This window comes from Vibrio sp. 10N.222.49.C9 (genome assembly GCF_041474985.1).
In the GTDB taxonomy this organism is placed as follows: Bacteria; Pseudomonadota; Gammaproteobacteria; order Enterobacterales; family Vibrionaceae; genus Vibrio; species Vibrio crassostreae_C.
In genome coordinates, this window is sequence record NZ_JBFRVD010000015.1 from 98851 (window position 1) to 123289 (window position 24439).

Below are 24439 nucleotides of genomic sequence, written 5' to 3' on the forward strand. Positions count from 1 at the left end.
GAGCCTTTAGCTTATGAAGCTAAGATGTACTCAGCGATCTTGTCACCCATTTCAGAGGTAGTCAGCGCTTGGTTTTTGCCAGCAAGGTCTGCCGTTAGCTCGCCTGCAGAAAGTGCTTTAGAAACCGCTGCTTCGATGTCTTGTGCTGCCGCTTCTTCGCCTAGGCTGTAACGAAGCATTAGGGCTGCAGAAAGGATTTGCGCGACTGGGTTTGCGATGTTCTTACCTGCGATATCTGGTGCGCTGCCACCTGCTGGTTCGTATAGGCCGAAGTTGCTTTCATTTAAACTTGCAGAAGGAAGCATACCCATAGAGCCAGTGATCATTGCGCACTCATCAGAGATGATGTCACCAAAGATGTTTGAACATAGCATTACGTCAAACTGAGATGGGTCTTTGATTAGCTGCATGGTCGCGTTGTCGATGTACATGTGGTTTAGCGTTACATCTGGGTAATCTTTTGCGATCTCTTCAACGACTTCACGCCATAGGATAGAGCTCTGTAGAACGTTCGCTTTATCGATTGAGTAAACGTTTTTGTTACGTAGGCGTGCCGATTCAAACGCAATCTTTGCAATACGTTCGATTTCGTAGCGGTGGTAAACCTCTGTATCAAAAGCTTTCTCAGTTGCGCCTTCGCCTTCACGACCTTTAGGTTGGCCGAAGTAGATGCCGCCTGTTAGCTCACGAACTACAACGATGTCGAAGCCGTTACCTGAAATGTCAGCACGCAAAGGCGAGAAAGACTCTAGACCTTTGTGGATTTGTGCAGGACGTAGGTTACAGAACAGTTGGAAGTGTTTACGGAGAGGAAGTAGGGCACCACGCTCTGGTTGATCGTTTGGTGGAAGGTGTTCCCACTTAGGGCCGCCAACCGAGCCAAATAGTACTGCGTCAGATTCTTCACAGCCTGTTACTGTCGCTTCTGGAAGTGGACAGCCGTGGTTATCAATTGCGATACCACCAACATCATACTCTTCACGAGAAAAGCTAATCGCATGCTTCTTTTCAATCGCGTCTAGCACTTTGTGTGCTTGCTGCATTACTTCTGGGCCAATGCCATCACCAGGTAGTACGGCAATCTTGTATGATTTATCAGTCATGTTAATCCTTTAATTCTTGTTACTGAGCTCTTTCGCTCGTTTTAAATTTTGTCCCTAAAGCCAATAACATCGGCTCTAGGGCTCTGTTATTGGGTGTTTAAACTGTTGCGATTCTTTGCTGTTTCATTTCAGCAATGGTGTCTGCGCGTTGAATGCTATTAATAACGTGCAGTAGCGCCTGACCAGAGGCCTCAACGATATCCGTTGAAACGCCCGTACCGTGGTACTTACGGCCTTTATAGTTAGCAATAATATCAGCTTGGCCTAAGCCATCTTCGCCTTCACCTTTCGCGGTAAGGTCGAATTTATCCAATGCAATTTCGTAACCCGTTAAGCGGTAGATACATTGGTATAAAGCATCAACAGGTCCGTTACCGACAGCCGCTTCGCATTTCTCTTCATCACCACATTGCAGCTTGATGCTAGTGGTAGACATAACACTACCAGATTGTACGCTTAGGTAGTTAAGTTTATAGAAGTCATCTTCGTCACGTAGATTTGCGAAGTGCATTAGTGCTTCTAGGTCGTAATCGAATACTTGGCCTTTACGGTCAGCCAGTTTCAAAAAGTCTTCGTACAATGAATCTAGGTTGTACTCATTGTCTTTGTAGCCCATTGCGTCCATGTGGCTCTTAACGGCTGCACGACCACTGCGGCTTGTTAGGTTCAATGCTTTGTTTTTCAAGCCAATAGACTCAGGTGTCATGATCTCGTAAGTGTTCTTGTTCTTAAGCATGCCATCTTGGTGGATACCTGAAGAGTGGCTGAACGCGTTAGCACCAACGATTGCTTTGTTGTCTTGAATTGGCATATGGCAAAGCTGGCTAACCAATTTACTGGTACGGTGAATCTCTTGATGATTCAAACCAGTATGAACACCTAGTAACTCTTGGCGAGTTTTGATGATCATTGCGATTTCTTCTAAAGAACAGTTGCCCGCACGCTCACCGATACCGTTAATAGTACCTTCAACTTGACGAGCACCGGCTTGTACCGCAGCAATTGAGTTAGCAACCGACATACCCAAGTCATCGTGACAGTGAACAGAGATGATTGCTTGGTCGATGTTTGGAACGCGATCAAATAGCGTTTTGATAATGCCACCAAACTCGTTAGGTACTGTGTAGCCCACTGTGTCTGGAATGTTGATGGTTTTCGCGCCCGCGTTGATTGCCGCTTCAACCATGCGACATAGGTTGTCGATAGGTGTACGACCGGCATCTTCACAAGAGAACTCAACATCGTCAGTGTAGTTGCGCGCATGCTTTACCGCTTTCACTGCCATCTCGACAACATCGTCGTAGCTGCGGCGTAATTTGTCTTGAACGTGAACCGTCGATGTAGAAATGAAGGTATGAATACGGAACTGCTCAGCCACTTTTAGCGCTTCTGCAGCGGCATCGATATCTTTTGCAACTGCACGAGAAAGCGCACAGATACGGCTATCTTTAATATTTTTTGCGATGGTTTGTACTGATTCGAAATCGCCTGGCGATGACACAGGGAAACCCGCTTCAATAACATCTACACCCAGTCGTTCAAGTGCATAAGCGATCTGTAATTTCTCTTTTACCGTAAGGCTTGCTGCCAACGCTTGCTCGCCATCACGTAAGGTCGTGTCAAAAATTATCACTTGATCGTTCATGGGTGCTTCCTTATATCGATAATGAATCGATTGCTATCCAAATTATTATTAAGAATGATGTTCTTTTAAAAGTGCCAGTTACAAAAAAACCCGCTCAGCGCGGGTTTTAATATTTGTGTAGTTCTTGACCCACAACTTACCCGCGCGATTGGTTCACGATAAGGAGAAGTTTCAGCAGTCGAGAAGAAGAAAAAATCATTACACAAATATCCGTAAATAAACTGTTAACACCATATTTACCGCAATTTATTCTGAGCGTCAAACAAGAAAATCCAATATCAGCGTGCATTGGCGACGTTTTGGTTTGACTTGTGCTGTTTTGTGTTGCGTTATTGGCTAAATCATCTGATTGGTGGTTTTGTATTGGGGGGTTAGTTTATCGTTTGGCTTATGTGTAGGTTAAAACTTTGTAGTAAATCTTTTTGATGGAACGATTCACCAAAAAAATCACAAGCGTGACCAAATTAATTAATCACTTGATTAAATAGTGAGTAATTAATCTTCTACTGTTACACCTGTTTATCTCTATAATTAATCAGATGATTAATTATAGAGATGGATTTTTGCCATGACGGCACGAAAAGCGGGGCGACCTCAAAAAAACTTAGATGTTCGACAGTTATTGATTGAGCATGCTCGTGATCTGTTTGTCGTTCAAGCATACGACAAGGTCTCGACGCGCCTGATTGCTGAGCGTGCGGGTGTGAATATAGCGATGATCCGCTATTACTTTGGTAGTAAGGCCGGGCTGTTTGAAGCGATGCTGCGTGAAACGCTACGACCGATGCAATTGCAGATGCAGAGGTTGGTTGAAGAAAGCAGTCATGAGAACTTTCTTGATTTAATGAGGACTTACTACAAAGAGATGGTCAAGGTGCCGAAGTTTCCTCGCTTGATAGCCCAAGTGATGAATATGCCTCCCTCTGAAGTGCAAAGAGAGTTGCTCGAAAAGGTTTTCCTCGATGTTGCAAAGCCAGCCCAAGATGTCATTTTTGAAAAGCTGGTTGAACAAGGCATCTTAAAACAGAACATGGATCCAAAATTGTGCCGTGTTTCGTATGTAAGCTTGATGGTGTTTCCTTTCATCGCTCCGCCGCCTTTATTGGCAATCCATGGGATTGAAATTAATGAAGAATTTCTTAATCGTTTAATCGAACACAACATTCAACTGATGACTGAAGGCTTTATCAACGCGCCGAGCCCTTCTTCCGTGCAGGACCAAAGATAATGAAAATAAATAAAAAACTACTCTTCTTTCCAGCACTTGCGGTTGGTGTGATTGGCCTTGTCGCCGCGATTAACTTGAAGCCGGATCTTCCAACCAAACCTGCGGGTGATAGGGCTCGCTTAGTTGATACTGTGAGCCTAGAACAACAACTGATAGCGCCGTTAGCGGTCGGCTTTGGCAAAGTGGTGCCTAAAGTTGAATGGAAAGCGATTGCTGAGGTGACAGGACAGATCGTGTATCGACATCCAGATCTTGAAAAAGGCCAGGTGATCCCTGCAGGAACGGTCGTGCTCAAGGTTGATCCATTGGATTACGAATTGAAACTGATACAAGCAGAGGCGGATCTAAAATCAAGCCAAACCTCATTAGCGAAATTGAATCAAGAAGAAGACAACCTTAATCAGACTCTTAAGATCGAAAAGAATCGTTTGGTGATCAGCAATAAAGAGCTACAACGTAAACAGGATCTGCGTAAGAAAGGGCTCACCTCTCAATCGGATGTCGACCTGCAACAACAAAGCGCATTGTCTCAGCAGAAGTTGGTATTAGATATCGCGAACCAAATCGCGTTGATGCCAGATGAAAAGCGTGTTGCGGAAGCGGTGATTAAGGTCAACGTGTCTAAGGTAAAAGAGGCGCAGCGCTCTCTCGATAAGACCACGATCACTTTGCCAAGAGCGATGCGAATTGCTCAGGTTGATATCGAACAAAATCAAGTAGTTAACCTTCAGCAGGAGATGTTTATTGCTCACGGGATTAATGTCATGGAAGTAGAGGCGCAACTTTCTATTCACGATATGCAAACTTTAGCCTCCAGCTTTAACCAATTTCCTCGCGATGCTGCAGGAATCCCTAATCCTTATGAAGCGCCAATCAAAGCAAGCATTCAACTTAACAGCGGCAACCTGAACCTCAGTTGGCCAGCGAAGGTGGCAAGAATCAGCGAAACAGTTGATGAAAACCAAGCGACGGCGGGGATTATTCTCGAGATCGCTCAAGACTACTCACAATTACAACCAGACAGCGCAACGCCTTTGGTTAACGGTATGTTTGTCAAAGCTGAGATTGAGGGTGTCGCGAATCTAAGTTGGGTGGTTCCAGAGCGAGCACTGCATGGTGATAAGGTTTACCTGATGGATGACAATCAGCGTTTGCAAGTGGTCAATGTTGAAGTGCTTTATCGTAGAGACAATCAAGTGGTTGTAAGTGGAGAGCTACAAACTGGAGATAAACTGGTTCTCAATGATGTCCTGCCAGCAATCGAAGGCATGTTACTGAGAGAGTCGAACTCTGAAGAGGCCGAGCTTGAGTCAGATACTCAGGAGAGTGCGTCATGATCAAATTTTTCTCTCGGCACCCAACAGCAGCAAACTTGTTGATGCTTGGGTTGTTGATCTTGGGTCTAAGCTCACTATCAACCATCAAACGTGAAACCTTCCCCGCTTACGATCCGCCTTACATTATGGCTGCGATTGTCTATCCCGGCGCCTCTCCACAAGAAGTGGAAGAGAGCTTGTGTGTACGAATGGAAGATGCAGTAGACGGCTTAGCCAACATTGAAGAGACTCAATGTGAAGCGATCGAAGGCAGCGCCCGTTTAATTCTCAAGTTAAATGAAAAAGCGGACATCGGCCGAATGCTGGTGGACGTGCAAACCCAGATCAACTCGATCAATGACTTCCCAACTGAGATTGAATCGCCTGTTGTTCAAGAGCTAGATTGGAATGAACCGGTTGTCGATATCGCTATAACAGCCGAAACGTCGTGGCCAGAACTTAAGGCCTACGCGGAAGATCTTAAGCGCACCATGAAGCTTGATTACGATGTATCTTTGGTCGAGGTTAGCGGCTTCTCGGATCATCAATATCGAGTGGAACTGGATACCCAAGCTATTCGTCAGTTGGGTTTGAGTGTCGGTGATATCGCGGATCAAATTGGTCGACAGAATGTAAAACTGCCGAGTGGTAACGTTGAAACACCAGACAAAAACTTTCTGATTCGTTTCGACGAGAGACGAGTTACGCCTGTTGAGCTGGAAAGCATCGTGGTTGGATCTGCGCCTAATGGCTCGGTGATTCGTTTGAGAGACATAGCCAAAATAACCGACCGCTTTGAGCTTGATGAGCAAAAGGTGCTATTTGATGGCAAGCCTTCAGCGCTGCTTAAGATCAGTAAGAACAAAGAAGACGATGCGCTGCGAATCAAAGAGAACGTAACACGATTCGTTGAAGATCAAAGCGCGATTGCTCCTGATGGCGTGACACTACAAATGACCAACGATCTCTCATCTGTGCTTTGGGATCGTCTAACCATGATGGTGAGCAATGGCTGGCAAGGTATTGTGCTGGTGTTCGCCACCATGTGGCTGTTCTTCAGCTTACGTTATTCATTTTGGGTGGCGGCAGGGTTGCCAGTGGCCTTCCTTGGTGGCTTGTTCTTAATGGCCAACCTTGGTTTGTCGATCAACATTATGTCGCTGGTCGGGTTGTTAATGGCAATCGGTATTATGATGGATGACGCCATCGTGATAGCCGAATCGATAGCCTCCCACTTAGATAGGGGACAAAGCGTCGATGATGCGGTGTACAACGGCGTTAAGAAAGTGCTTCCCGGAGTGTTGTCTTCTTTCCTAACCACGGTGTGTATTTTCGGTAGCTTACTGTTTCTTGATGGTGAGATGGGCGCGGTGCTTAAGGCCGTTCCTCAAGTCTTGATTTTGGTGCTGTCGTTGAGCTTGATTGAAGCCTTCTTGATTCTACCTAATCACCTATCTCATTCATTACATAAAGAAAAGAATGACAAGCCAGCGCTGCGTTTTAAGGTTGTGTTACTTGAGAAATTCGAGAACTTTCGTAATACCACTTTGATGAACATGGTTGAGAAAGTCGTGACCTTCCGTTATGCCTTTATGGGCGGAGTGATTACGCTGTTGTTACTTTCGGTCGCCTTGATTGCTGGTGGTGTTGTTAAGTTTCAACCTTTCCCAGAGCTGGATGGTGATATTGCCGAGGCGCGTATCATTCTTCCGCCGGGCGCATCACTGTCTCAAACCGAGAAAGTGGTCGACAAAATTGTCGCGTCTGCTGAGCGTTTGAACAAGCAATGGAGCGAAGAGGTTGAAGAAGGCAATACACTGGTCGAGCACATAACTAGCCAATTCAATGCTAACGCCGATGCCAATGAATCCGGCCCGCACTTAGCCACAGTGCGCTTAGATTTACGCGGAGCAGAGAGTCGTAATACGGTTATCGATGATTTCATTGATGCGTGGCGAGAGGATATTGGCGATTTAGCGGATCCTATTTCATTGGTGTTCAAGCAACCGACTATGGGGCCGGGCGGTCGTGCTATTGAAATCCGCGCCAAACACGATGACCTGAGCGCATTGAAATCCGCTTCTTTGGATATTCAGGAGTACCTTAATCAGTTCGATGGGGTGCACGGCGTGCTTGATGATATGCGCATGGGTAAAGAAGAGATTTTGGTTAAGCTGCGCCCTGGAGCCGAAACCTACAATGTGAATGGGCAGATGATTGCGTCTCAGTTACGAGCGGCTTTCTTTGGGCAAACGGCGGATGAGATTCAAATCGGCGTTGAAAATATCACGATAGAGGTGCGTCTTGATAAGGAGCAAGCGGGCGACATACAGCAGCTAGCTAACTTCCCAATCATTACCGCAGATGGCAGTCAGATCCCGCTAGCAACGTTGGCGACATTAGATTTCCAGCGTAACTACGTGCGAATTCAGCGTATTGATGGGCTGAGAACCATCAGTATTTTTGGTGATATTGATAATAAGAAAGCGAGTTCATCCGCGATTTTGGCTCAGTTCCAAAAAGATGAAGCCGCCAAACTTATTCAGAAGTACCCGGGTTTACGCTTTGATTTCGAAGGGGAGGCCAAGGATGCAGCCAAGACGGGCGCTTCGATGGGCAAAGGATTCTTGCTCGGCTTATTCGGCGTGTTTGCGATTCTTAGTTATCAATTCCGAAGCTACTTAGAGCCTGTGGTCGTGATGTTAGCGATTCCACTCGCTTTTATTGGGGTGGTCGTTGGTCACTGGATACTTGGCCATTCTTTGAGTATGCCAAGCATGATGGGCTTTGTGTCGCTTGCCGGAATTGTGGTTAATGATTCCATCTTGTTGGTGCAGTACATTCGTCACCATGTCGATGAGGGAGATAGCGTGCATGACTCGGTGGTGAAAGCCAGTCGCGAGCGTTTCCGAGCGGTATTCTTGACCTCAATGACGACTGCGGCAGGTTTGCTACCGCTGTTGACGGAAACCAGCTTACAGGCTCAGGTTATCCAGCCACTGGTTATTTCGATCGTATTCGGCATATTTGCCTCGACCTTATTAGTATTGTTTATGATCCCAGCGGCCTACGCGATATTGGCGGATTTCGGTTTGGTGAAAAAGCACGAGCCATTAGCGCTATAACTTTTAGTGCTATAGCCTTTAGCGCTATTATCATTAGCGAGCACTATTATCATTAGCGAACGCTATAACCATTAACACGATAGAAGTAGCGTTTGCTTACTTATACTAAGAAGTAAAAACATAGAAGAATAAAGCGGCCTTGGGTCGCTTTATTTTTATCGGTTGCATCTATCGCCATCCTGACTTGATCCATTGACCTGTCTATCAAGCATGGGAAATTTCATTTTAGTTCATTCAAAACGTCACTTAACTGTCATTTCAGGAGCATAACTTGAGCCTTAACTGAATAAGGATTGTTAAGGAGATCGTATGCGTACTATCGAACCTATTGTCCGCTGGGATGTGGCATTTTCTGTTTTCTGTTTAAACAACCGCTATGGCGGGCAACATGCAACGCTCAGTAAAGCGGTGTCTCATACTGGAGATGGACACCTTTATGTTTTGATTGCCTTGATTGCACTGCTGGTCGATAGCAACACCGGTCGAGACTTTCTTTTGGTGGGCTTAACCGCCTTCGCAATCGAACTGCCTATTTACTGGTTTGCTAAAAATACCCTCAAGCGCCGTCGACCAGCTGAATTCTCTTCACTACTTCACTCTCATATTGTGCCATCCGATAAATACAGTCTGCCTTCAGGGCATTCCGCTGCTGCTTTTGTTATGGCGACCCTAATCGGGCATTTCTATCCGAGCTTGTACCTCTTTAGCTTGGTGTGGGCAACTGCGATTGCAGGCTCTCGAATCCTGCTCGGTGTGCACTTTTTAACGGACGTACTGATTGGCGCAGCCTTGGGCATCGCTTGTACCAGCCTAGCTATCAGCTTCATCCTGTAATTATTTTGTTGGCAACCACTGCCGAGCTTAAGTGGTAAATTTAAAGGAACATGCATGAAAATTTTATATGGCGTACAAGGCACAGGAAATGGGCACATCGCTCGAGCGAGAGCAATGGCCGTCGCTTTTCGTCAGCAAAATATTGATGTCGATTTTCTGTTCTCTGGGCGAGATGAGAGCAAATACTTTTCGATGGAAGCGTTTGGCAACTATCAGACCCGCAGCGGCTTAACTTTTTACAGCGAGCAGGGGCAGGTTAAATACGGCAAAACATTCATGAAGAACAACATCTGGCGATTTCTCCGTGAGATTAACCAGATCGATCTTACGCCTTATGACTTAGTGATTAATGATTTTGAGCCTGTCACTGCATGGGCGGCTAAGAGACAAGGTGTGCCATGCATTGGGATAAGCCACCAGAATGCGTTTCGTTATGATGTACCCAAAGAAGGGGGCAACTGGATTGAACATTCAGTGATTCAACATTTCGCCCCAACCGAGCACTCTATTGGCTTGCACTGGTATCACTTTGAACAGCCGATTTTGCCGCCTATCGTTCACACGCTGGTTGGTGAGCAACAAACCAAAACAGCACAAGACTTTACGTTGGTCTATTTGCCATTTGAGGATCTTGAGTCGATCTCAGAGCTGCTGATGAAGTTCATTTCGCAAAACTTTGTCTGTTACCACCCGGATGTGATTGAGCATAGCCGAGTTGAAAATATTGAGTTCAAACCACTGAGTCATGCGGGCTTTCAATTCGACCTCAATCAGTGCTCTGGTGTGGTCGCAAATGGCGGCTTTGAATTGCCATCTGAAGCCCTAACTTTGGGGAAGAAATTGCTTCTCAAACCACTCGAAGGACAGTTCGAACAACAGAGCAATGTGGCGACGCTAGAGGCCCTTGGGTTAGCTCAAACCATGACCTTTTTAGATGCGGCTATCTTGCGCGCTTGGCTCAGTGAAAAACAGGCCGAAGTGGTCACCTATCCAGACGTGGCAAGTGCACTCGTTGAGTGGGTATTAGCAGGGAATTGGTCTAATCAAGATGATTTAAGAAAGCAACTTTGGGACAAGGTCGACTTTCCAAGTTATGCATCGCTCACCTAACTCATAAGTGCTATTTCTGAATTGACCGGTTGAACAATTCACGAGTTCAATAAATTGTAACAAATGTAACCAAACGATAGAACAGCTAAATAAGTCGAAATTAAACTCATAAGTGACGCATTTTATGTTTTTTTATAACTCTATAAATAATTGATTTTTAGATGTTGTTTAATCATTAAGGTAAAATAAAATTATTCTTTATCAATCTTGTTGGTAGCTCGAGATGCATTGGTTAATAGTAATGTCAATCCGAAAAACATCGGTCTGATAAATATAAGAATTAGTGGTTATCTATTCTCATACCATTACCAATTTAACGCTGTCGAACCGACAAGAGGCAACTTGAATGTTAGATAAGAAAGACGCAATGAGTGCTATTGCAAGCTACAGAATGGAAAGCACACTTCGTGGAGTCGACTTAAATCTTTTGACTGTATTTGATGCAGTTATGCAAGAGCAAAACATTACACGTGCAGCTCACAATCTGGGTATGTCTCAGCCTGCTGTAAGTAACGCTGTTGCTCGTCTAAAAGTGATGTTTAACGACGAACTATTCATGCGTCAAGGTCGTGGTATTCAACCGACTCAACGTGCTCGTCAGTTGTTTGGTCCAATCCGCCAAGCGCTACAGTTAGTACGCAACGAACTACCAAGTTCTGTGTTCTCTCCAGAGTCGTCTTCTCGCCTGTTCAAACTAGCGATTTGCAGCCCTTGTGATATGCGTTTTGCTCCTAAGATTATGTCGACAATCAACGAGCAAGCACCTAGCGTGAAACTGCACATGGATGCTGAATTCGATCGTCAACTTTCTGAGCGTATGCGCTACCAAGAAATCGACTTCGTTATTGATTACGCTCGTTTTGATGAGCAAGGCTTCTCAAGCACTGAAATCTTCCAAGACGAATTAGTTGTGGTTGCTTCTGCTTCTCACCCACGTATTAACGGTGAAGTTTCTGCGGCAGAGCTGCTTAACGAAAAGCACGCAAAACTGTCTCGCATCCATGGTCAACGTAGCTTCTCTGAGCAAGCTTACCGTGACCTAGATTGCACGCCTTTCTACGAAGGTACGAGCTTAAGCAACGTTCTTTACGTTGTAGGTCAGTCTGAACTAGTAACGATTGCTCCTCGTTGGATGGTAGAACATGCAGCAAACAAAGAGCAGCTTCAGATTCTAGATTTCCCATTCGATAATGCGGCGATTTCTGGCTTCCTAAGCTGGCACGAATCAAGTGAAAAGGATAAAGGACACATTTGGTTACGAGATCAGTTAATGATGATCTGTGGCGAAGTAGTGGCACTTAACTAGACACTAATCCCTATGATTTATAAGCCCTAAGCTAGGAGACTGGCTTAGGGCTTTTTTATGCGCGCTATTTTAGTAGGTAGAAAACTTAGCGTGAGACGTACTATTACTTATAACTTTGAGCTTCATCAGTTGCCTTTTCCATGATCAGAGGTACACTTGTGCGCTCAAAAAAGCTTACAGGTGTAAGCCTAAAGGTAAAGAGATGGCCAATTTAGATTTTCATATCGTAAAAAGACTTCGTGACCAAATTGCCCAAGGCGGCAACCGTACAGCTTTGAAGCACAAAGTAGACAATGTATGGCAAGGCATTAGCTGGCAGCAGTTTGGACAACAAATCGATACGCTTTCATTAGCACTATTGGCTCAGGGACTGAGAGTTCAAGATAAGATCGGTATCTATTCAAATAATATGCCTCAATGGACCGTGGCAGATTTTGCATCTTTACAAGCTCGTCTTGTGACTGTGCCGATTTATCCAACCAACACAGCAGCACAGTCGTCTTACATCATCCAAAATGCGGATGTGAAGATCTTATTCGTTGGTGAGCAAGTTCAATTTGACGCGGCGGTGAGCCTATTCGAAGAGTGTGAACAGCTAGAAGTGGTTGTGGCTATGTCTGATGATATCGATCTTCAAGGACATAGCTTTGCGGTATCTTGGGCTGATTTCATGGCGCGCGGTGTTGAAGCTCAGCAAGCTGAACTTGATGCTCGTCTTGCAGATGCAAGCATGGACGACTTACTGACTCTTATCTATACCTCTGGTACTACTGGCCAGCCGAAAGGCGTAATGCTTGATTACACCAACATTGGCTATCAATTAGAAGGCCATGACGAGCGTCTAAGTTTAAGCAAAGACGATGTCTCATTGTGTTTCTTACCTCTATCTCACGTATTTGAGCGTGCGTGGACTTTCTACGTTCTCTATAAAGGCGCAACCAACTGTTACTTGCAAGATACCATGCAGGTGCGTGACGCGCTGAGCGACGTGAAGCCAACCGTAATGTGTGCGGTTCCACGTTTCTACGAGAAGATTTTCTCTGCGATTCACGAGAAGGTATCTAAAGCACCATTTATTCGTAAAGTGCTATTTACTTGGGCGGTGAACATGGGAGCAAAGCTTTCAGTTTGTCACCAAGAAGGTCGTACTCCATCGTTGATGCTGAAGAAGAGCCATGCGCTAGCTGATAAGCTTGTGCTATCTAAACTGCGCGCTCTACTCGGCGGTAACATCAACTTCATGCCATGTGGTGGCGCGAAGCTTGATGAGACGATTGGTCGTTTCTTCCATGCTATCGGCATCAACGTAAAACTTGGCTACGGCATGACAGAAACCACGGCAACAGTATCTTGTTGGGATGATCGCTGTTTTAACCCTGATTCGATTGGTATGTCGATGCCGGGCGCAGAAGTAAAAATTGGTGCTAAGGACGAGATTCTTGTTCGCGGTCCAATGGTGATGCGTGGCTACTACAAGATGCCAGAAGAGACAGCTAAGACATTCGATGAGCACGGTTTCTTGAAAACCGGTGATGCGGGTCATTTTGATGAAAATGGTAACCTGTTCATTACTGATCGTATCAAAGAGCTGATGAAAACTTCTGGTGGTAAGTATATTGCCCCGCAAGTGGTTGAAGGTGCGATTGGTAAAGATCACTTTATCGAACAGATTGCTGTTATCGCTGATACACGCAAATTCGTTTCTGCGCTGATTGTTCCTTGTTATGACTCGCTAGAAGAGTACGCCAAAGAGCTTAATATCAAGTATCACGATCGCGTTGAACTTGTTAAGCACCACCAAATCGTCGAGATGCTAGAAAAGCGTGTGAATGACCTACAGCAAGAACTGGCTAAGTTTGAGCAAGTGAAGAAATTCAAACTGCTACCAAAAGCATTTTCTATGGATGATGGTGAACTGACACCAACTCAAAAATTGCGTCGTAAAGTTATCAACGATAAGTATCAAGACGAAATCGAAGAAATGTACAACGAAAAGCCTAAAGATAAGTAGTTTTCTGCTTAGATAAATTTTCAGTTGTTTAAAAATCCCCCTACGAATGTGATTGCATTTTTAGGGGGATTTTTTGTATCTAATGACACAGCACAATGTGCGAAAGCGCACACCAGCAAGCTCGCGGTTTATCGATAAATAGCGATCTATTAAAATATTAAGTGCTTTTTTTTGTTCGCTAACTAGTGTTTAAACCTGGCGTGGGGGGCTGAGTTGGGTTTTATTTAATGCTTTGAGCTAATAGTTGGTTTTTTGGCACAGTTGCCGAATAACAGGTGTTAGACCAGATGATAATAAAGCGTTAAAGTTGTTTCGTATTACTGTTTGTTGTTATCACGACAGACAGCCATAGCCGAAAAAGTGGAAGTATTTCGAATTAGGCTACGAATAAGCCCTAGACTATGAAAAACCAGCCCAACATGTTCACCAAATATGATTGGAAACTGGTGAGGAGAGCAATATGACAACAAAACCTGAAACAGCCATGTCATCCGGCGCTGAAATGTTATCCGGCGCTGAGATGGTGGTGCAGTCTCTAATTGAAGAGGGTGTAGAACAAATCTTTGGTTACCCAGGTGGTTCTGTACTTGATATCTACGATGCGTTGCATGCTAAAACTGCTGAAATTAAACACGTATTAGTGCGACACGAACAAGCCGCTACCCACATGGCAGATGGCTATACTCGTTCTACCGGTAAACCGGGTGTAGTACTTGTGTGTTCTGGTCCAGGTGCGACCAATACCGTTACTGGTATTGCAACCGCCTACATGGACTCAATCCCAATGATTGTTATTTCTGGTAACGTACCAAATAACCTCATTGGTAATGACGCCTTCCAAGAGTGTGACATCGTGGGTGTATCACGCCCGATCGTTAAACACAGCTTCTTAGTTAAGAAAGCGGAAGATATCCCTGAAGTCGTTAAAAAAGCATTCTATATTTCAACGACAGGGCGTCCCGGTCCTGTGGTTATTGATCTGCCGAAAGATATCTTAAACCCACAAATCAAGCTTCCTTATGAATACCCAGAAACGCTCAAAATGCGTTCGTATAACCCAACGGTTACGGGTCATAAAGGTCAGATCAAAAAGGCGCTAAAAGCCCTTCTTGAAGCGAAGAAGCCGGTACTTTATGTCGGTGGTGGTGCGGTTATTTCTGAGGCAGATAAGCCGCTGTTAAAATTAGCAGAGGCACTGAATTTACCTGTGGTAAGCACCCTAATGGGGCTTGGCGCTTTCCCTGGCACCCATAAGAACTCTTTGGGTATGTTAGGCATGCATGGTTTATATGAAGCCAATATGGCGATGCACAATGCGGATTTGATCTTTGGTATTGGCGTACGTTTCGATGATCGAACGACTAATAACCTAGATAAGTACTGCCCTGATGCGAAGATCATGCACATTGATATCGACCCATCTTCGATCTCTAAGAACGTAAAAGTGGATCTACCGATTGTAGGTTCTGCTGAAAAGGTTCTAGAGAGCATGGTGAACTTGCTCGTTGAGCAAGGCGGCACTAACGATGCAGAAGCGATTGAAAGCTGGTGGAGTGAAATCAAGCAGTGGCAAGAGCGTGACTGCCTAGCTTACGAGAAATCGTCTGAGCGCATCAAACCACAGCAAGTAATTGAAACACTGCATAAAGTAACCAATGGCGATGCCTATGTTGCTTCTGACGTAGGTCAACACCAAATGTTTGCTGCTTTATACTACCCGTTTAACAAGCCACGTCGTTGGATTAACTCTGGTGGTCTAGGCACGATGGGCTTTGGCCTGCCTGCTGGTATGGGCGTTAAGTTTGCTAAGCCAGATGAAGAGGTGGTTGTGGTAACCGGTGACGGCAGTATTCAAATGAATATCCAAGAGCTGTCGACTGCGCTGCAATACAATATCCCGGTTAAGATTATTAACCTTAACAACCGTTTCCTAGGCATGGTAAAACAGTGGCAAGACATTGTTTATCAAGGCCGTTACTCTAACTCATATATGGACTCTGTTCCTGATTTTGCTGCTATCGCTGAGGCTTATGGCCACGTTGGTATGCGCATTTCATCTCCGGATGAACTGGAATCAGGTTTGGAAAAAGCACTAGCGATGAAAGACCGTTTGGTATTTGTCGATATTAGTGTGGATGACACCGAGCACGTATACCCAATGCAGATCAAAGGCGAGGGTATGGATAACATGTGGCTAAGCAAAACGGAGAGAACATAATATGAGACACATTATTTCACTACTAATGGAAAACCAACCTGGTGCGCTTTCTCGTGTGGTTGGCTTGTTTTCTCAGCGTGGCTACAACATCGAGTCTTTGAACGTATCTCCAACCGATGATCCGACGCTGTCTCGTTTGAACGTAACCACTAACTCGAGCGAAATGCAGCTTGAGCAGATCCAGAAACAGCTACATAAGCTAATCGACGTACTTAAAGTACAAGAAGTGTCTGAACTTGAGCACATTGAGCGTGAGCTGTTGATGGTTAAAGTACGTGCGAGCGGCTTTGCTCGTGCAGAAGTGAAGCGCACAGCAGATATCTTCCGTGGTCAGATCGTTGATGTCACGGCTTCTCAATATACGGTTCAAATGGCGGGTACTAGCGAGAAACTGGATGCCTTCATTCAGGCACTGTCTGAAGTGACGGAAGTGCTTGAAGTAGCTCGAAGTGGTGTTGTTGGCATCGCACGAGGCGAACGTGCGTTGAAAGCCTAGACGATAAGTCTTTAAAAAATAACTTTAAAGCCGTTTTTTTAAGCGGCTTTTATTTTGTTAATTTTTTAGAGTGCTATAATCCCGCGCTGCACTTCCATTCATCTGAGTTAGCAATGCGAAATAAAAAATCAATAATTACATTGCTGATTATCTCTATCATATTGTCTTCTGCAGTATGTCTGTATTATTTGCAGCGTTACAAAGAAGTAAAACAGCAGAGTTTTGACTACTCAGCTAAGCAAGCTGTTCATCAGTTGGTGTATGCCAAGCGAGATTATGATCTTCTCAAGACTCAGTTAGTCTCGGTAATGGAGCTACTCAGTCATAGCCAGAGCTTGGTTAACTTTGCTTCTTCTCCCTCAGACCAAACTAAACATCTACTTGAAGAGGTCTGGCAATCTGTTCTCGTGAACCAGAAGTGGTATACACAAATTCATCTGTTAGATGTCACTGGCAAAGAATTGGTGCGTGTTAACTATTCCTTTGATACCGGTAGGGTGACGTTACCCCAGCAACTGCAAGATAGGTTGGATTCTAACTACTTCCAATACGCTCAAAAACTAGAAGCCGAACAGATTGGCGGTTGGGGTATTGAGCTTGAAACGGAGCATGGTGAAGTCACCTTCCCTTATTCGCCGGTAATTCGTGTCTTTACCCCTGTAGAAACCCCTGACAAAAGAGTAGGCTATCTTGTTATCAATCTCGATGTATGGGGCCTATCGTCGCGTCTGAGTTTTTCACCAGATAACGATCTTAGAGCAGAAGTTCTCAATGAAGCGGGCTACTTCATCGCGAGTAACAACAGCGGTAAGTTGTTCGGAGACTCTATTCCTGAAAGAAAAGGCTACAACCTGAAAAATATCGCGCCGAAGACGTGGGATGCAATCTCCAATGATCAAGTGGGATACGTTTTTGAAGATGGTAATTTGTTTGCCTTTAACACGGTTATGCTCGCGAACAGTCAAAAGGTCCATTTACTGATTCAACTTAATCAAAAGCAACTGATGGATCGGGCTGAGCGTGATCTAGATGATTTGGCCCATGAAGAGATCATTGTTCTGATTACGGTGCTGATATTCGCTTTCCCGTTTGCTTACCTGGTGACGCACTACCGACGCCGAAGCCTAGAGAGTAAATTGGCACGCGCCGCATTGAATGGTATGTCGGCAGTGATGATCTCTGACAAGCAGCACCGCACAATGATGATCAACAACGAATTTGAGAACATGACTGGGTACTGCAAAAAACAGGTGATCGGCCAGAATGCATTGCAACTGTTGCTTGAGAATACCGACCAAGTGCTCTCAAGTTCGGCTATTTGGAGTCATTTAGAGCAAGAAGAAGTATGGGAAGGGGAAGTTCAGTGTAAGAATAAGCTGCGTATTCCTTTTACTGCGATCATGCGAGTGCATGCGGTCAAAAACAATTCAGGCAAAGTCAGTTACTACATCACCTCGTTGGTTGATATTTCCGTAAGGAAGGAGCTTGAGGTGCGTTTGAGGATCTTAAGTGAACGTGACTCTTTGAGTAACCTCTGGAACAGACGAAAGTTCGAAGAGCAGTTGGCCTACTATTCTCGCTTGGTTGAGCGTTACCCGAACGAAGCGACCACTTGCTTAGCCTTAGTCGACATCGATAACTTCAAGCGAATCAATGATGAACTTGGCCACGACGAAGGTGACCGTGTGATTGCTGGTGTTGCTAAGCTTCTGCAAGACAGTCTTCGTGGGACGGATTTTGTTGCACGTGTCGGAGGGGAAGAGTTTGCACTCTTGATGCCACACACCTCACTGCCAGAAGCAAAGCGCGTATTGGATCGCTTACGAATCGAGATTGAGCTAGCGGCCGGAACTAAGGTAACAGTGAGTGTTGGCTTTACGGATTTAACCAGTAACAGCACTCGCTCATACAAGTGTGCGGATGTTGCGCTTTACGAATCTAAATCGTCTGGCCGTAATACGGTCTCTATGTGTCCTAGCTATGATGATGTCGCTTAGGCTCGCTTCTATCTAGTCCTGTCTTCTATTTGCTTCACCTCTTCAAGTCGCGGCCCGACTCCTTTTTCCTTCCCCTCTTTTTATTAGGAATCTCACTTTTGAGCGACCTATGTCACAAAATCTATACAGTTAGACTAAAGTCTAATGCTGGTGAAAATTTGAGCTAAAATGAACAGTAAGTAAACTACTTTGCTTCAGATTACATCGTGTTAAACGATGCAATAAATAGAGTGTTTACCAGATGTAAAAGGATGACACCGTTAACTTAATTCAGCTGGTTAGCTAGCCTTATCAATAACTTGAAAGGCAGCAGTAGAATTAGGTTAGCTGGAGCAAGAGTTTGGGGATCATACAGTCTGGTTAAAAGAGGCGTGGTATGTTTGTCGATTTTTTAGTTAGGTTAACCATAGGCACATTAGCCATTCTTGGCTTTCAACTTAGTGCATTGTATTTTTTACCTATGGTTGTGCTGCTCAATACTCATCACAAAGAGTTTTTTGGGTGGTAGTTCAGTCGTGGTACTGGAAACAAAAAAACGGAGCCGCTGGGCTCCGTTTTTATTTGGTTAGAATCTATCTTGGCATCATGCCGCTTCGATAACTTCTTCAATTCGTTTCATTGAACCTAGTAAGTGTTGATCAAGCAGTTCTGTTGCTTGTTCTACATTCTTAGAGAGTACTAGTTTCATGATCATTTCGTGCTCATCAATATTGAACAGATCATCAGATGCGCTTTCTGCAGACATAGCGAGGAAGCGGTAACGTTTCACTTGGTTAATTAGGTCATCAAAGAACTTAAACATGTTCTCTGAATCTGCACCTTCAAGCAGTGCGACATGGAATTGCTGGTGGCGCTCTTCCCATTCTACACAGTCAAACTCTTCAGATACGTACTGTACTCGCGATAGTTTATGGTAAGACGTTAGTACATCCAGTTCCCAGCTCTCATCACCTGCTGCAATCGCTTTTTTAAGCAGAACCGATGATACAACACGAAGGCTTTCGTATAGGTCATTCAGTTCTTTCTTTGATACAGGAGATACCCAGCAGCCTTTTTGTGGCTCTAGCTTTACGTATTTGCTCCAAGATAACTGTACCAAGGCTTCGCGAATAGGGGATGCGCCAACGTTGTAGCGTGCTTTTAGATCAGCAACAACAAGCTTTTGGCCTGGGGTTAACTCACCATTAAGAATATCTTGGCGAATCATCTTTGATACTTTGTCAGTGAGCGTAGGACTAGACATTACAAACCTCATCTATATATGATTTCTAGTCTGCTAATCCGTCTCTTAGAAAGAGTCAGTTGGAGGTTAACAGTACGTAGTTCTATTGTGATTGATAATACAGCGTACTGAAAAGTTAGGCAAGATTTTGTTTCATAAAAAAAGAGGGCCGAAGCCCTCTTTTATATTTTATGCGAATCGGTTCATTCTTATAGAACGTGAACAGATGCCGTGTTTGTAGTACCAGAAGCTACTAGAGCACCAGAAACCATAACTACGATGTCGCCTTTGTTACCTAGGCCAGATTGTAGAGCGATTTCTTTACCGTTGATGTAGAACGCGTCTGTGTTCTCGATAGAGTCAACAAGAACTGGCTTAACACCTTTAGTAAGAACTAGCTGTGCAGCTGTCTTTTCGTTAGTTGTTAGAGCTAGGATGTTTGCAGTTGGGAAGTACTTACGTACTGAACGTGCAGATTTACCGCCTTCAGTTGCAACAACGATTAGAGGAGCAGCTAGCTTCTCTGCTGTGTCTACAGCGCCTTTACATACTGCTTCAGTGATGCGTAGACGTGGGCTGTCTAGACGAGAACCTAGCTCAGCTTTAAGAGCTGAATCAGTACGGTTCGCGATTTGAGCCATGATAGTAACAGCTTCAACTGGGTACTTACCTTTAGCAGTTTCACCAGAAAGCATTACTGCATCAGTACCATCCATGATTGCGTTCGCAACGTCACCCGCTTCAGCACGAGTTGGACGTGGGTTGCTGATCATAGAGTCAAGCATTTGAGTTGCAGTGATAACCATCTTACGTGCACGGTTACACTTCTCGATCATCATCTTCTGAGCGAAGATTACTTCTTCAGCTGGGATTTCAACACCTAGGTCACCACGAGCAACCATGATGCCGTCAGAAGCTTCAAGGATTGAATCGAAGTTATCTACACCTTCTTGGTTTTCAATCTTAGAAATGATGTGGATGTTCTCGCCGCCGTTAGCGTTTAGAAGCTCACGGATTTCTTTAACGTCTTCTTCTTTACGGATGAAAGAAGCAGCAACGAAATCTACGCCTTGCTCACAACCAAACTTAAGGTCAGCTTTGTCTTTCTCAGAAAGAGCAGGAAGTTGAACAGAAACGCCAGGAAGGTTAACACCTTTGTTTTCGCCTAGAGCACCGTTGTTAAGAACTTTACACTTAACTTCAGTTTCTGTTGTTGCGATAACTTCCATTTCGATTAGGCCGTCATCAACAAGGATAGTGTTACCTGCTGTTAGGTCTTTAGCGAAACCTAGGTAAGTTACTGCTACTACGTCTTTGTTACCAACAACTGTTGCGTCAGTTGTGAAAGTGAACTCTTGACCAGCTACTAGATCTACGTCGTTACCATCTTCAAGTTTGATAGTACGGATTTCTGGACCTTTAGTATCTAGAAGGATAGCAAGTTGCTCACCTTTGTTTTCCATTACTTTACGGAAGTTCGCGATACGAGTGCCGTGCTCTGCGAAATCACCGTGAGAGAAGTTAAGACGCATAACGTTCATGCCAGCATCTACTAGTTCAGTTAGCTTCTCTACAGATTCAGTTTTAGGGCCAATCGTACATACGATTTTGGTCTTTTTCATGGAAGGTACTCTCCGGTAAGTATTGTTACAATTTGAAATTTATTTAAGTTCTGAAGATTGGTCCGCTACATCAACATTTTGTGCCTGTTGTGTAAAAGCGCGGGACTTCCAATATGTCCTTCAGAGTTGTAAGTCTTTCATCAATTTTAGTCATTTTATGACTAAAAGATTTTGATTCAATATCGGTTTTCTGTGACTTACCCCACTATATAGGGGGTAAGTTGCAAAAAAATAACAGTCAGTTTTGTAATTTTTTTTCTTTTCGGGTGCGGATTCTACCACCTAATGAGTTCAATATCACTGCTTAACAATTGTCTTAGGACAAGGTTTTATCGCTATTTATTAATTTTTTGGATCAAAATAAATGGACTAAATAGTTTCGTTGTAACTATAATATGTTTCATATCGAAACTTAATGGCCTTTTTTAAATGTCGAAACGAAACACCCAGCTCAGAAGACATGCAATTTCTAACCTAGTGAATGAAAAAGGGGAGGTTAGTGTTGATGAATTATCCGCTAAGTTCGAAACCTCAGAAGTCACTATTAGAAAGGACTTGGCGTCTTTAGAGAAAAACGGTCAGCTTTTACGCCGTTATGGTGGTGCGATTTCGTTACCGAAAGAGGTTGTCAACGAAGAACTGGGTCAACAAGTTTCGACTCGAAAGATTTCATTGGCAAAAGCCGCTGCAGATTTAATTCGCGACCATAACCGCATCGTGATCGATAGTGGCAGTACGACCGGTGCTCTAATTCAGCAGCTTAATGCTAAGCGTGGCTTGGTTGTTATGACCAACTCATTGCACGTTGCTAATGCGCTTAATGAGCTTGAAAGCGAGCCGACGTTATTAATGACTGGCGGCACTTGGGATACCCATTCGGACTCTTTCCAAGGCAAAGTTGCAGAGTCGGTACTTCGTGCTTACGATTTTGACCAACTATTTATTGGGGCTGATGGTATCGACCTCGATAGAGGCACAACCACGTTTAACGAACTGGTTGGCCTGAGCAAAGTAATGGCTGAAGTGTCACGAGAAGTGATCGTGATGGTTGAGTCGGAAAAGGTGGGACGAAAGATCCCGAACTTAGAGCTGGCATGGGAACACATTGACATCTTAATTACCGATACAGACTTAGGCGAAGAATCCAAAGCAAGTATCGAATCACATGATGTTCGAGTGATCCTGACCGATCCAGCGTAAAAACAAATTTAAGTATTATGCATTTACCTTCCTATGATTGATCTTAATGAAGATTTGGCCTTTGCTTGCTGCCAATAGGAATAAAACAAAATTGATGGAGTGAAACTATGTGTGGAATTGTTGGTGCAGTAGCACAGCGTGATGTAGCTGAAATTTTAGTAGAAGGCCTTCGTCGTCTAGAATACCGTGGCTACGATTCAGCTGGTGTCGCTGTAGTCGATACTGAATCTAACCTAACTCGTGTACGCCGCCTAGGTAAAGTACAAGAGCTAGCTGACGCAGTAGAAGAGCAACAAGTGATTGGTGGTACAGGTATCGCTCATACACGTTGGGCGACACACGGTGAGCCGTCTGAAGCGAACGCACACCCACACATGTCTGGTGATATTGCCGTTGTACACAATGGCATTATCGAAAACCACGAAGCACTGCGCGCTATGCTGCAAGAGCGTGGTTACGTATTTACTTCACAAACGGATACAGAAGTTATTGCTCACTTAGTTGAGTGGGAACTTCGCACTTCAGCTTCTTTGGTTGAAGCGCTACAGAAAACAGCAAAACAATTAGACGGTGCGTACGGCACGGTTGCGGTTGATCGTAAAGATCCTAGCCGTATCGTTGTAGCTCGTTCTGGTAGCCCGATCGTTATCGGTTTTGGTGTCGGCGAGAACTTCCTTGCTTCTGATCAACTGGCGCTACTGAGCGTAACTCGTCGCTTCATGTACCTAGAAGAAGGTGATGTTGCTGAGGTAACTCGTCGTGATGTTACGGTATTTGATGTAGCGGGTGAGCGTGTTGAGCGTGAAATCGTTGAGTCAAACGCTGAACACGACGCAGGTGACAAAGGTCAATACCGCCACTTCATGCAGAAAGAGATCTTCGAGCAGCCAACAGCGCTGATCAATACAATGGAAGGCCGTATCTCTGACACTTCGGTTATCACTAACGCGATCGGCGTTAAAGCTGAAGAGATCCTAAGCAAGGTTGAACACGTGCAGATCATCGCATGTGGTACGTCTTACAACTCAGGCATGGCAGCGCGTTACTGGTTTGAATCTCTAGCTGGCGTAAGCTGTGACGTAGAGATTGCTTCTGAATTCCGTTACCGTGATTTCGTTGTTCGTCCGAACAGCCTATTGGTGACTCTGTCTCAATCTGGTGAAACGGCGGATACGCTTGCTGCACTTCGTCTTGCAAAAGAGAAGGGTTATATGTCTGCAATGACTATCTGTAACGTTGCGGGTTCTTCACTGGTTCGTGAATCTGATTTTGCCTTCATGACTCGCGCAGGAACAGAGATCGGTGTTGCTTCTACTAAAGCTTTCACAACTCAACTAGCAGCGATGCTGATGATGGTAACGTCAATTGGTCGTCTACAAGGTCGTATCAATGAAGAAAAAGAAGCGGAAATCGTTCAAGCACTTCACCAACTGCCTGCTGATATCGAGAAAGCATTAGCGTTCGATAAAGAAATTGAAGCACTGGCACCTGATTTTGCTGATAAGCATCACACACTGTTCTTGGGTCGTGGTGAGTTCTACCCAATCGCGATGGAAGCGTCTCTTAAACTGAAAGAGATCTCTTACATCCATGCAGAAGCATACGCAGCTGGTGAGCTTAAGCACGGTCCTTTGGCTCTTATCGATGCAGATATGCCTGTAGTCGTTATTGCACCAAGCAACGACTTGCTAGAGAAGCTGAAATCGAACGTTGAAGAAGTGCGTGCTCGTGGCGGTCTACTTTACGTATTCGCTGATGAAGATGCGGGCTTTGAAAGCGATGAGAACATGAAGATCATCAAGATGCCTCACGTAAGTGAAGTAACAGCGCCTATCTACTACACAGTACCGATGCAGCTGCTGTCTTACCATGTCGCACTAATAAAAGGTACCGACGTTGACCAACCTCGTAACCTAGCGAAAGCGGTAACAGTTGAGTAATCGACAGCTTACCTAAGATATAGATAATAAGAAGCCCATCCTGTGATGGGCTTTTTTATGGTGCGC

At 44.6% G+C, this 24439-nt stretch carries 16 protein-coding genes; 12 read left to right on the plus strand and 4 right to left on the minus strand.

What is annotated here, in order from left to right; genetic code table 11:
• Positions 1 to 11 precede the first annotated feature (11 nt).
• Complete coding sequence (gene leuB, locus AB4585_RS05790; RefSeq protein WP_017061390.1) at positions 12 to 1103, minus strand: 3-isopropylmalate dehydrogenase; 1092 nt, start codon at positions 1101 to 1103, stop codon at positions 12 to 14.
• A 97-nt stretch (positions 1104 to 1200) separates the two neighbouring features.
• A complete protein-coding gene (leuA, locus tag AB4585_RS05795; protein WP_017061391.1) occupies positions 1201 to 2748 on the minus strand; it encodes a 2-isopropylmalate synthase in 1548 nt (515 codons plus the stop codon).
• 568 nt (positions 2749 to 3316) lie between these two features.
• Here leuA and AB4585_RS05800 point away from each other — a divergent pair.
• The 10 genes from AB4585_RS05800 (at position 3317) to AB4585_RS05845 (ending at position 18389) form a co-directional block, all read left to right on the plus strand.
• Positions 3317 to 3976 carry a TetR/AcrR family transcriptional regulator gene (locus AB4585_RS05800; RefSeq protein ID WP_136973941.1) on the plus strand — a complete coding sequence of 220 codons (660 nt, stop codon included), beginning with the start codon at positions 3317 to 3319 and terminating at the stop codon, positions 3974 to 3976.
• Complete coding sequence (locus AB4585_RS05805) at positions 3976 to 5313, plus strand: efflux RND transporter periplasmic adaptor subunit (RefSeq protein WP_050053092.1); 1338 nt, start codon at positions 3976 to 3978, stop codon at positions 5311 to 5313. The genes AB4585_RS05800 and AB4585_RS05805 overlap by 1 nt, the downstream gene beginning before the upstream one ends.
• Positions 5310 to 8417 (plus strand): efflux RND transporter permease subunit, encoded by a 3108-nt coding sequence (locus AB4585_RS05810; protein WP_372169420.1) that lies wholly within the window; start codon positions 5310 to 5312, stop codon positions 8415 to 8417. The genes AB4585_RS05805 and AB4585_RS05810 overlap by 4 nt, the downstream gene beginning before the upstream one ends.
• 309 nt (positions 8418 to 8726) lie before the next feature.
• Positions 8727 to 9251: a phosphatase PAP2 family protein gene (locus AB4585_RS05815; protein WP_017062930.1), complete on the plus strand. Its 525-nt coding sequence runs from the start codon at positions 8727 to 8729 to the stop codon at positions 9249 to 9251.
• 54 nt (positions 9252 to 9305) lie between these two features.
• Positions 9306 to 10361, plus strand: coding sequence for an MJ1255/VC2487 family glycosyltransferase (locus AB4585_RS05820; RefSeq protein WP_017068817.1), 1056 nt, complete (start codon positions 9306 to 9308; stop codon positions 10359 to 10361).
• A 346-nt stretch (positions 10362 to 10707) separates the two neighbouring features.
• The gene (gene leuO / locus AB4585_RS05825; RefSeq protein WP_017061397.1) at positions 10708 to 11667 is read left to right on the plus strand and encodes a transcriptional regulator LeuO; all 960 of its coding nucleotides are present in this window, start codon (positions 10708 to 10710) and stop codon (positions 11665 to 11667) included.
• A 202-nt stretch (positions 11668 to 11869) separates the two neighbouring features.
• Positions 11870 to 13678, plus strand: a complete 1809-nt coding sequence (locus AB4585_RS05830; protein WP_017071428.1) for a long-chain fatty acid--CoA ligase — start codon at positions 11870 to 11872, stop codon at positions 13676 to 13678.
• 460 nt (positions 13679 to 14138) lie between these two features.
• Positions 14139 to 15896: an acetolactate synthase 3 large subunit gene (locus AB4585_RS05835; RefSeq protein WP_017062926.1), complete on the plus strand. Its 1758-nt coding sequence runs from the start codon at positions 14139 to 14141 to the stop codon at positions 15894 to 15896.
• 1 nt (position 15897) lies between these two features.
• Positions 15898 to 16392, plus strand: a complete 495-nt coding sequence (ilvN, locus tag AB4585_RS05840; protein ID WP_008219984.1) for an acetolactate synthase small subunit — start codon at positions 15898 to 15900, stop codon at positions 16390 to 16392.
• 113 nt (positions 16393 to 16505) lie between these two features.
• Positions 16506 to 18389 carry a diguanylate cyclase gene (locus AB4585_RS05845; RefSeq protein WP_372169421.1) on the plus strand — a complete coding sequence of 628 codons (1884 nt, stop codon included), beginning with the start codon at positions 16506 to 16508 and terminating at the stop codon, positions 18387 to 18389.
• A gap of 583 nt (positions 18390 to 18972) precedes the next feature.
• On the opposite strand, the gene AB4585_RS05850 is transcribed toward AB4585_RS05845, so the two are convergent.
• Both AB4585_RS05850 and pykF read right to left on the minus strand, forming a co-directional pair.
• Entirely contained in the window at positions 18973 to 19644 is a 672-nt protein-coding gene (locus AB4585_RS05850; RefSeq protein ID WP_080582236.1) for a GntR family transcriptional regulator, read from the minus strand.
• 176 nt (positions 19645 to 19820) lie between these two features.
• Complete coding sequence (pykF, locus tag AB4585_RS05855; RefSeq protein WP_017061403.1) at positions 19821 to 21233, minus strand: pyruvate kinase PykF; 1413 nt, start codon at positions 21231 to 21233, stop codon at positions 19821 to 19823.
• A 429-nt stretch (positions 21234 to 21662) separates the two neighbouring features.
• On the opposite strand from pykF, the gene AB4585_RS05860 reads away from it, so the two are divergent.
• On the plus strand, positions 21663 to 22433 hold the full coding sequence (locus tag AB4585_RS05860; protein ID WP_017061404.1) for a DeoR/GlpR family DNA-binding transcription regulator: 771 nt from the start codon (positions 21663 to 21665) through the stop codon (positions 22431 to 22433).
• A 107-nt stretch (positions 22434 to 22540) separates the two neighbouring features.
• Entirely contained in the window at positions 22541 to 24373 is a 1833-nt protein-coding gene (gene glmS, locus AB4585_RS05865) for a glutamine--fructose-6-phosphate transaminase (isomerizing) (RefSeq protein ID WP_017061405.1), read from the plus strand.
• Positions 24374 to 24439: the final 66 nt, after the last annotated feature.

Bases quoted from the DNA above. Each gene is read 5' to 3' on its own strand.
- leuB (WP_017061390.1), bottom strand. From the start codon at position 1,103: ATGACTGATAAATCATACAAGATTGCCGTACTACCTGGTGATGGCATT.
- leuA (WP_017061391.1), bottom strand. From the start codon at position 2,748: ATGAACGATCAAGTGATAATTTTTGACACGACCTTACGTGATGGCGAG.
- AB4585_RS05800 (WP_136973941.1), top strand. From the start codon at position 3,317: ATGACGGCACGAAAAGCGGGGCGACCTCAAAAAAACTTAGATGTTCGA.
- AB4585_RS05805 (WP_050053092.1), top strand. From the start codon at position 3,976: ATGAAAATAAATAAAAAACTACTCTTCTTTCCAGCACTTGCGGTTGGT.
- AB4585_RS05810 (WP_372169420.1), top strand. From the start codon at position 5,310: ATGATCAAATTTTTCTCTCGGCACCCAACAGCAGCAAACTTGTTGATG.
- AB4585_RS05815 (WP_017062930.1), top strand. From the start codon at position 8,727: ATGCGTACTATCGAACCTATTGTCCGCTGGGATGTGGCATTTTCTGTT.
- AB4585_RS05820 (WP_017068817.1), top strand. From the start codon at position 9,306: ATGAAAATTTTATATGGCGTACAAGGCACAGGAAATGGGCACATCGCT.
- leuO (WP_017061397.1), top strand. From the start codon at position 10,708: ATGTTAGATAAGAAAGACGCAATGAGTGCTATTGCAAGCTACAGAATG.
- AB4585_RS05830 (WP_017071428.1), top strand. From the start codon at position 11,870: ATGGCCAATTTAGATTTTCATATCGTAAAAAGACTTCGTGACCAAATT.
- AB4585_RS05835 (WP_017062926.1), top strand. From the start codon at position 14,139: ATGACAACAAAACCTGAAACAGCCATGTCATCCGGCGCTGAAATGTTA.
- ilvN (WP_008219984.1), top strand. From the start codon at position 15,898: ATGAGACACATTATTTCACTACTAATGGAAAACCAACCTGGTGCGCTT.
- AB4585_RS05845 (WP_372169421.1), top strand. From the start codon at position 16,506: ATGCGAAATAAAAAATCAATAATTACATTGCTGATTATCTCTATCATA.
- AB4585_RS05850 (WP_080582236.1), bottom strand. From the start codon at position 19,644: ATGAGGTTTGTAATGTCTAGTCCTACGCTCACTGACAAAGTATCAAAG.
- pykF (WP_017061403.1), bottom strand. From the start codon at position 21,233: ATGAAAAAGACCAAAATCGTATGTACGATTGGCCCTAAAACTGAATCT.
- AB4585_RS05860 (WP_017061404.1), top strand. From the start codon at position 21,663: ATGTCGAAACGAAACACCCAGCTCAGAAGACATGCAATTTCTAACCTA.
- glmS (WP_017061405.1), top strand. From the start codon at position 22,541: ATGTGTGGAATTGTTGGTGCAGTAGCACAGCGTGATGTAGCTGAAATT.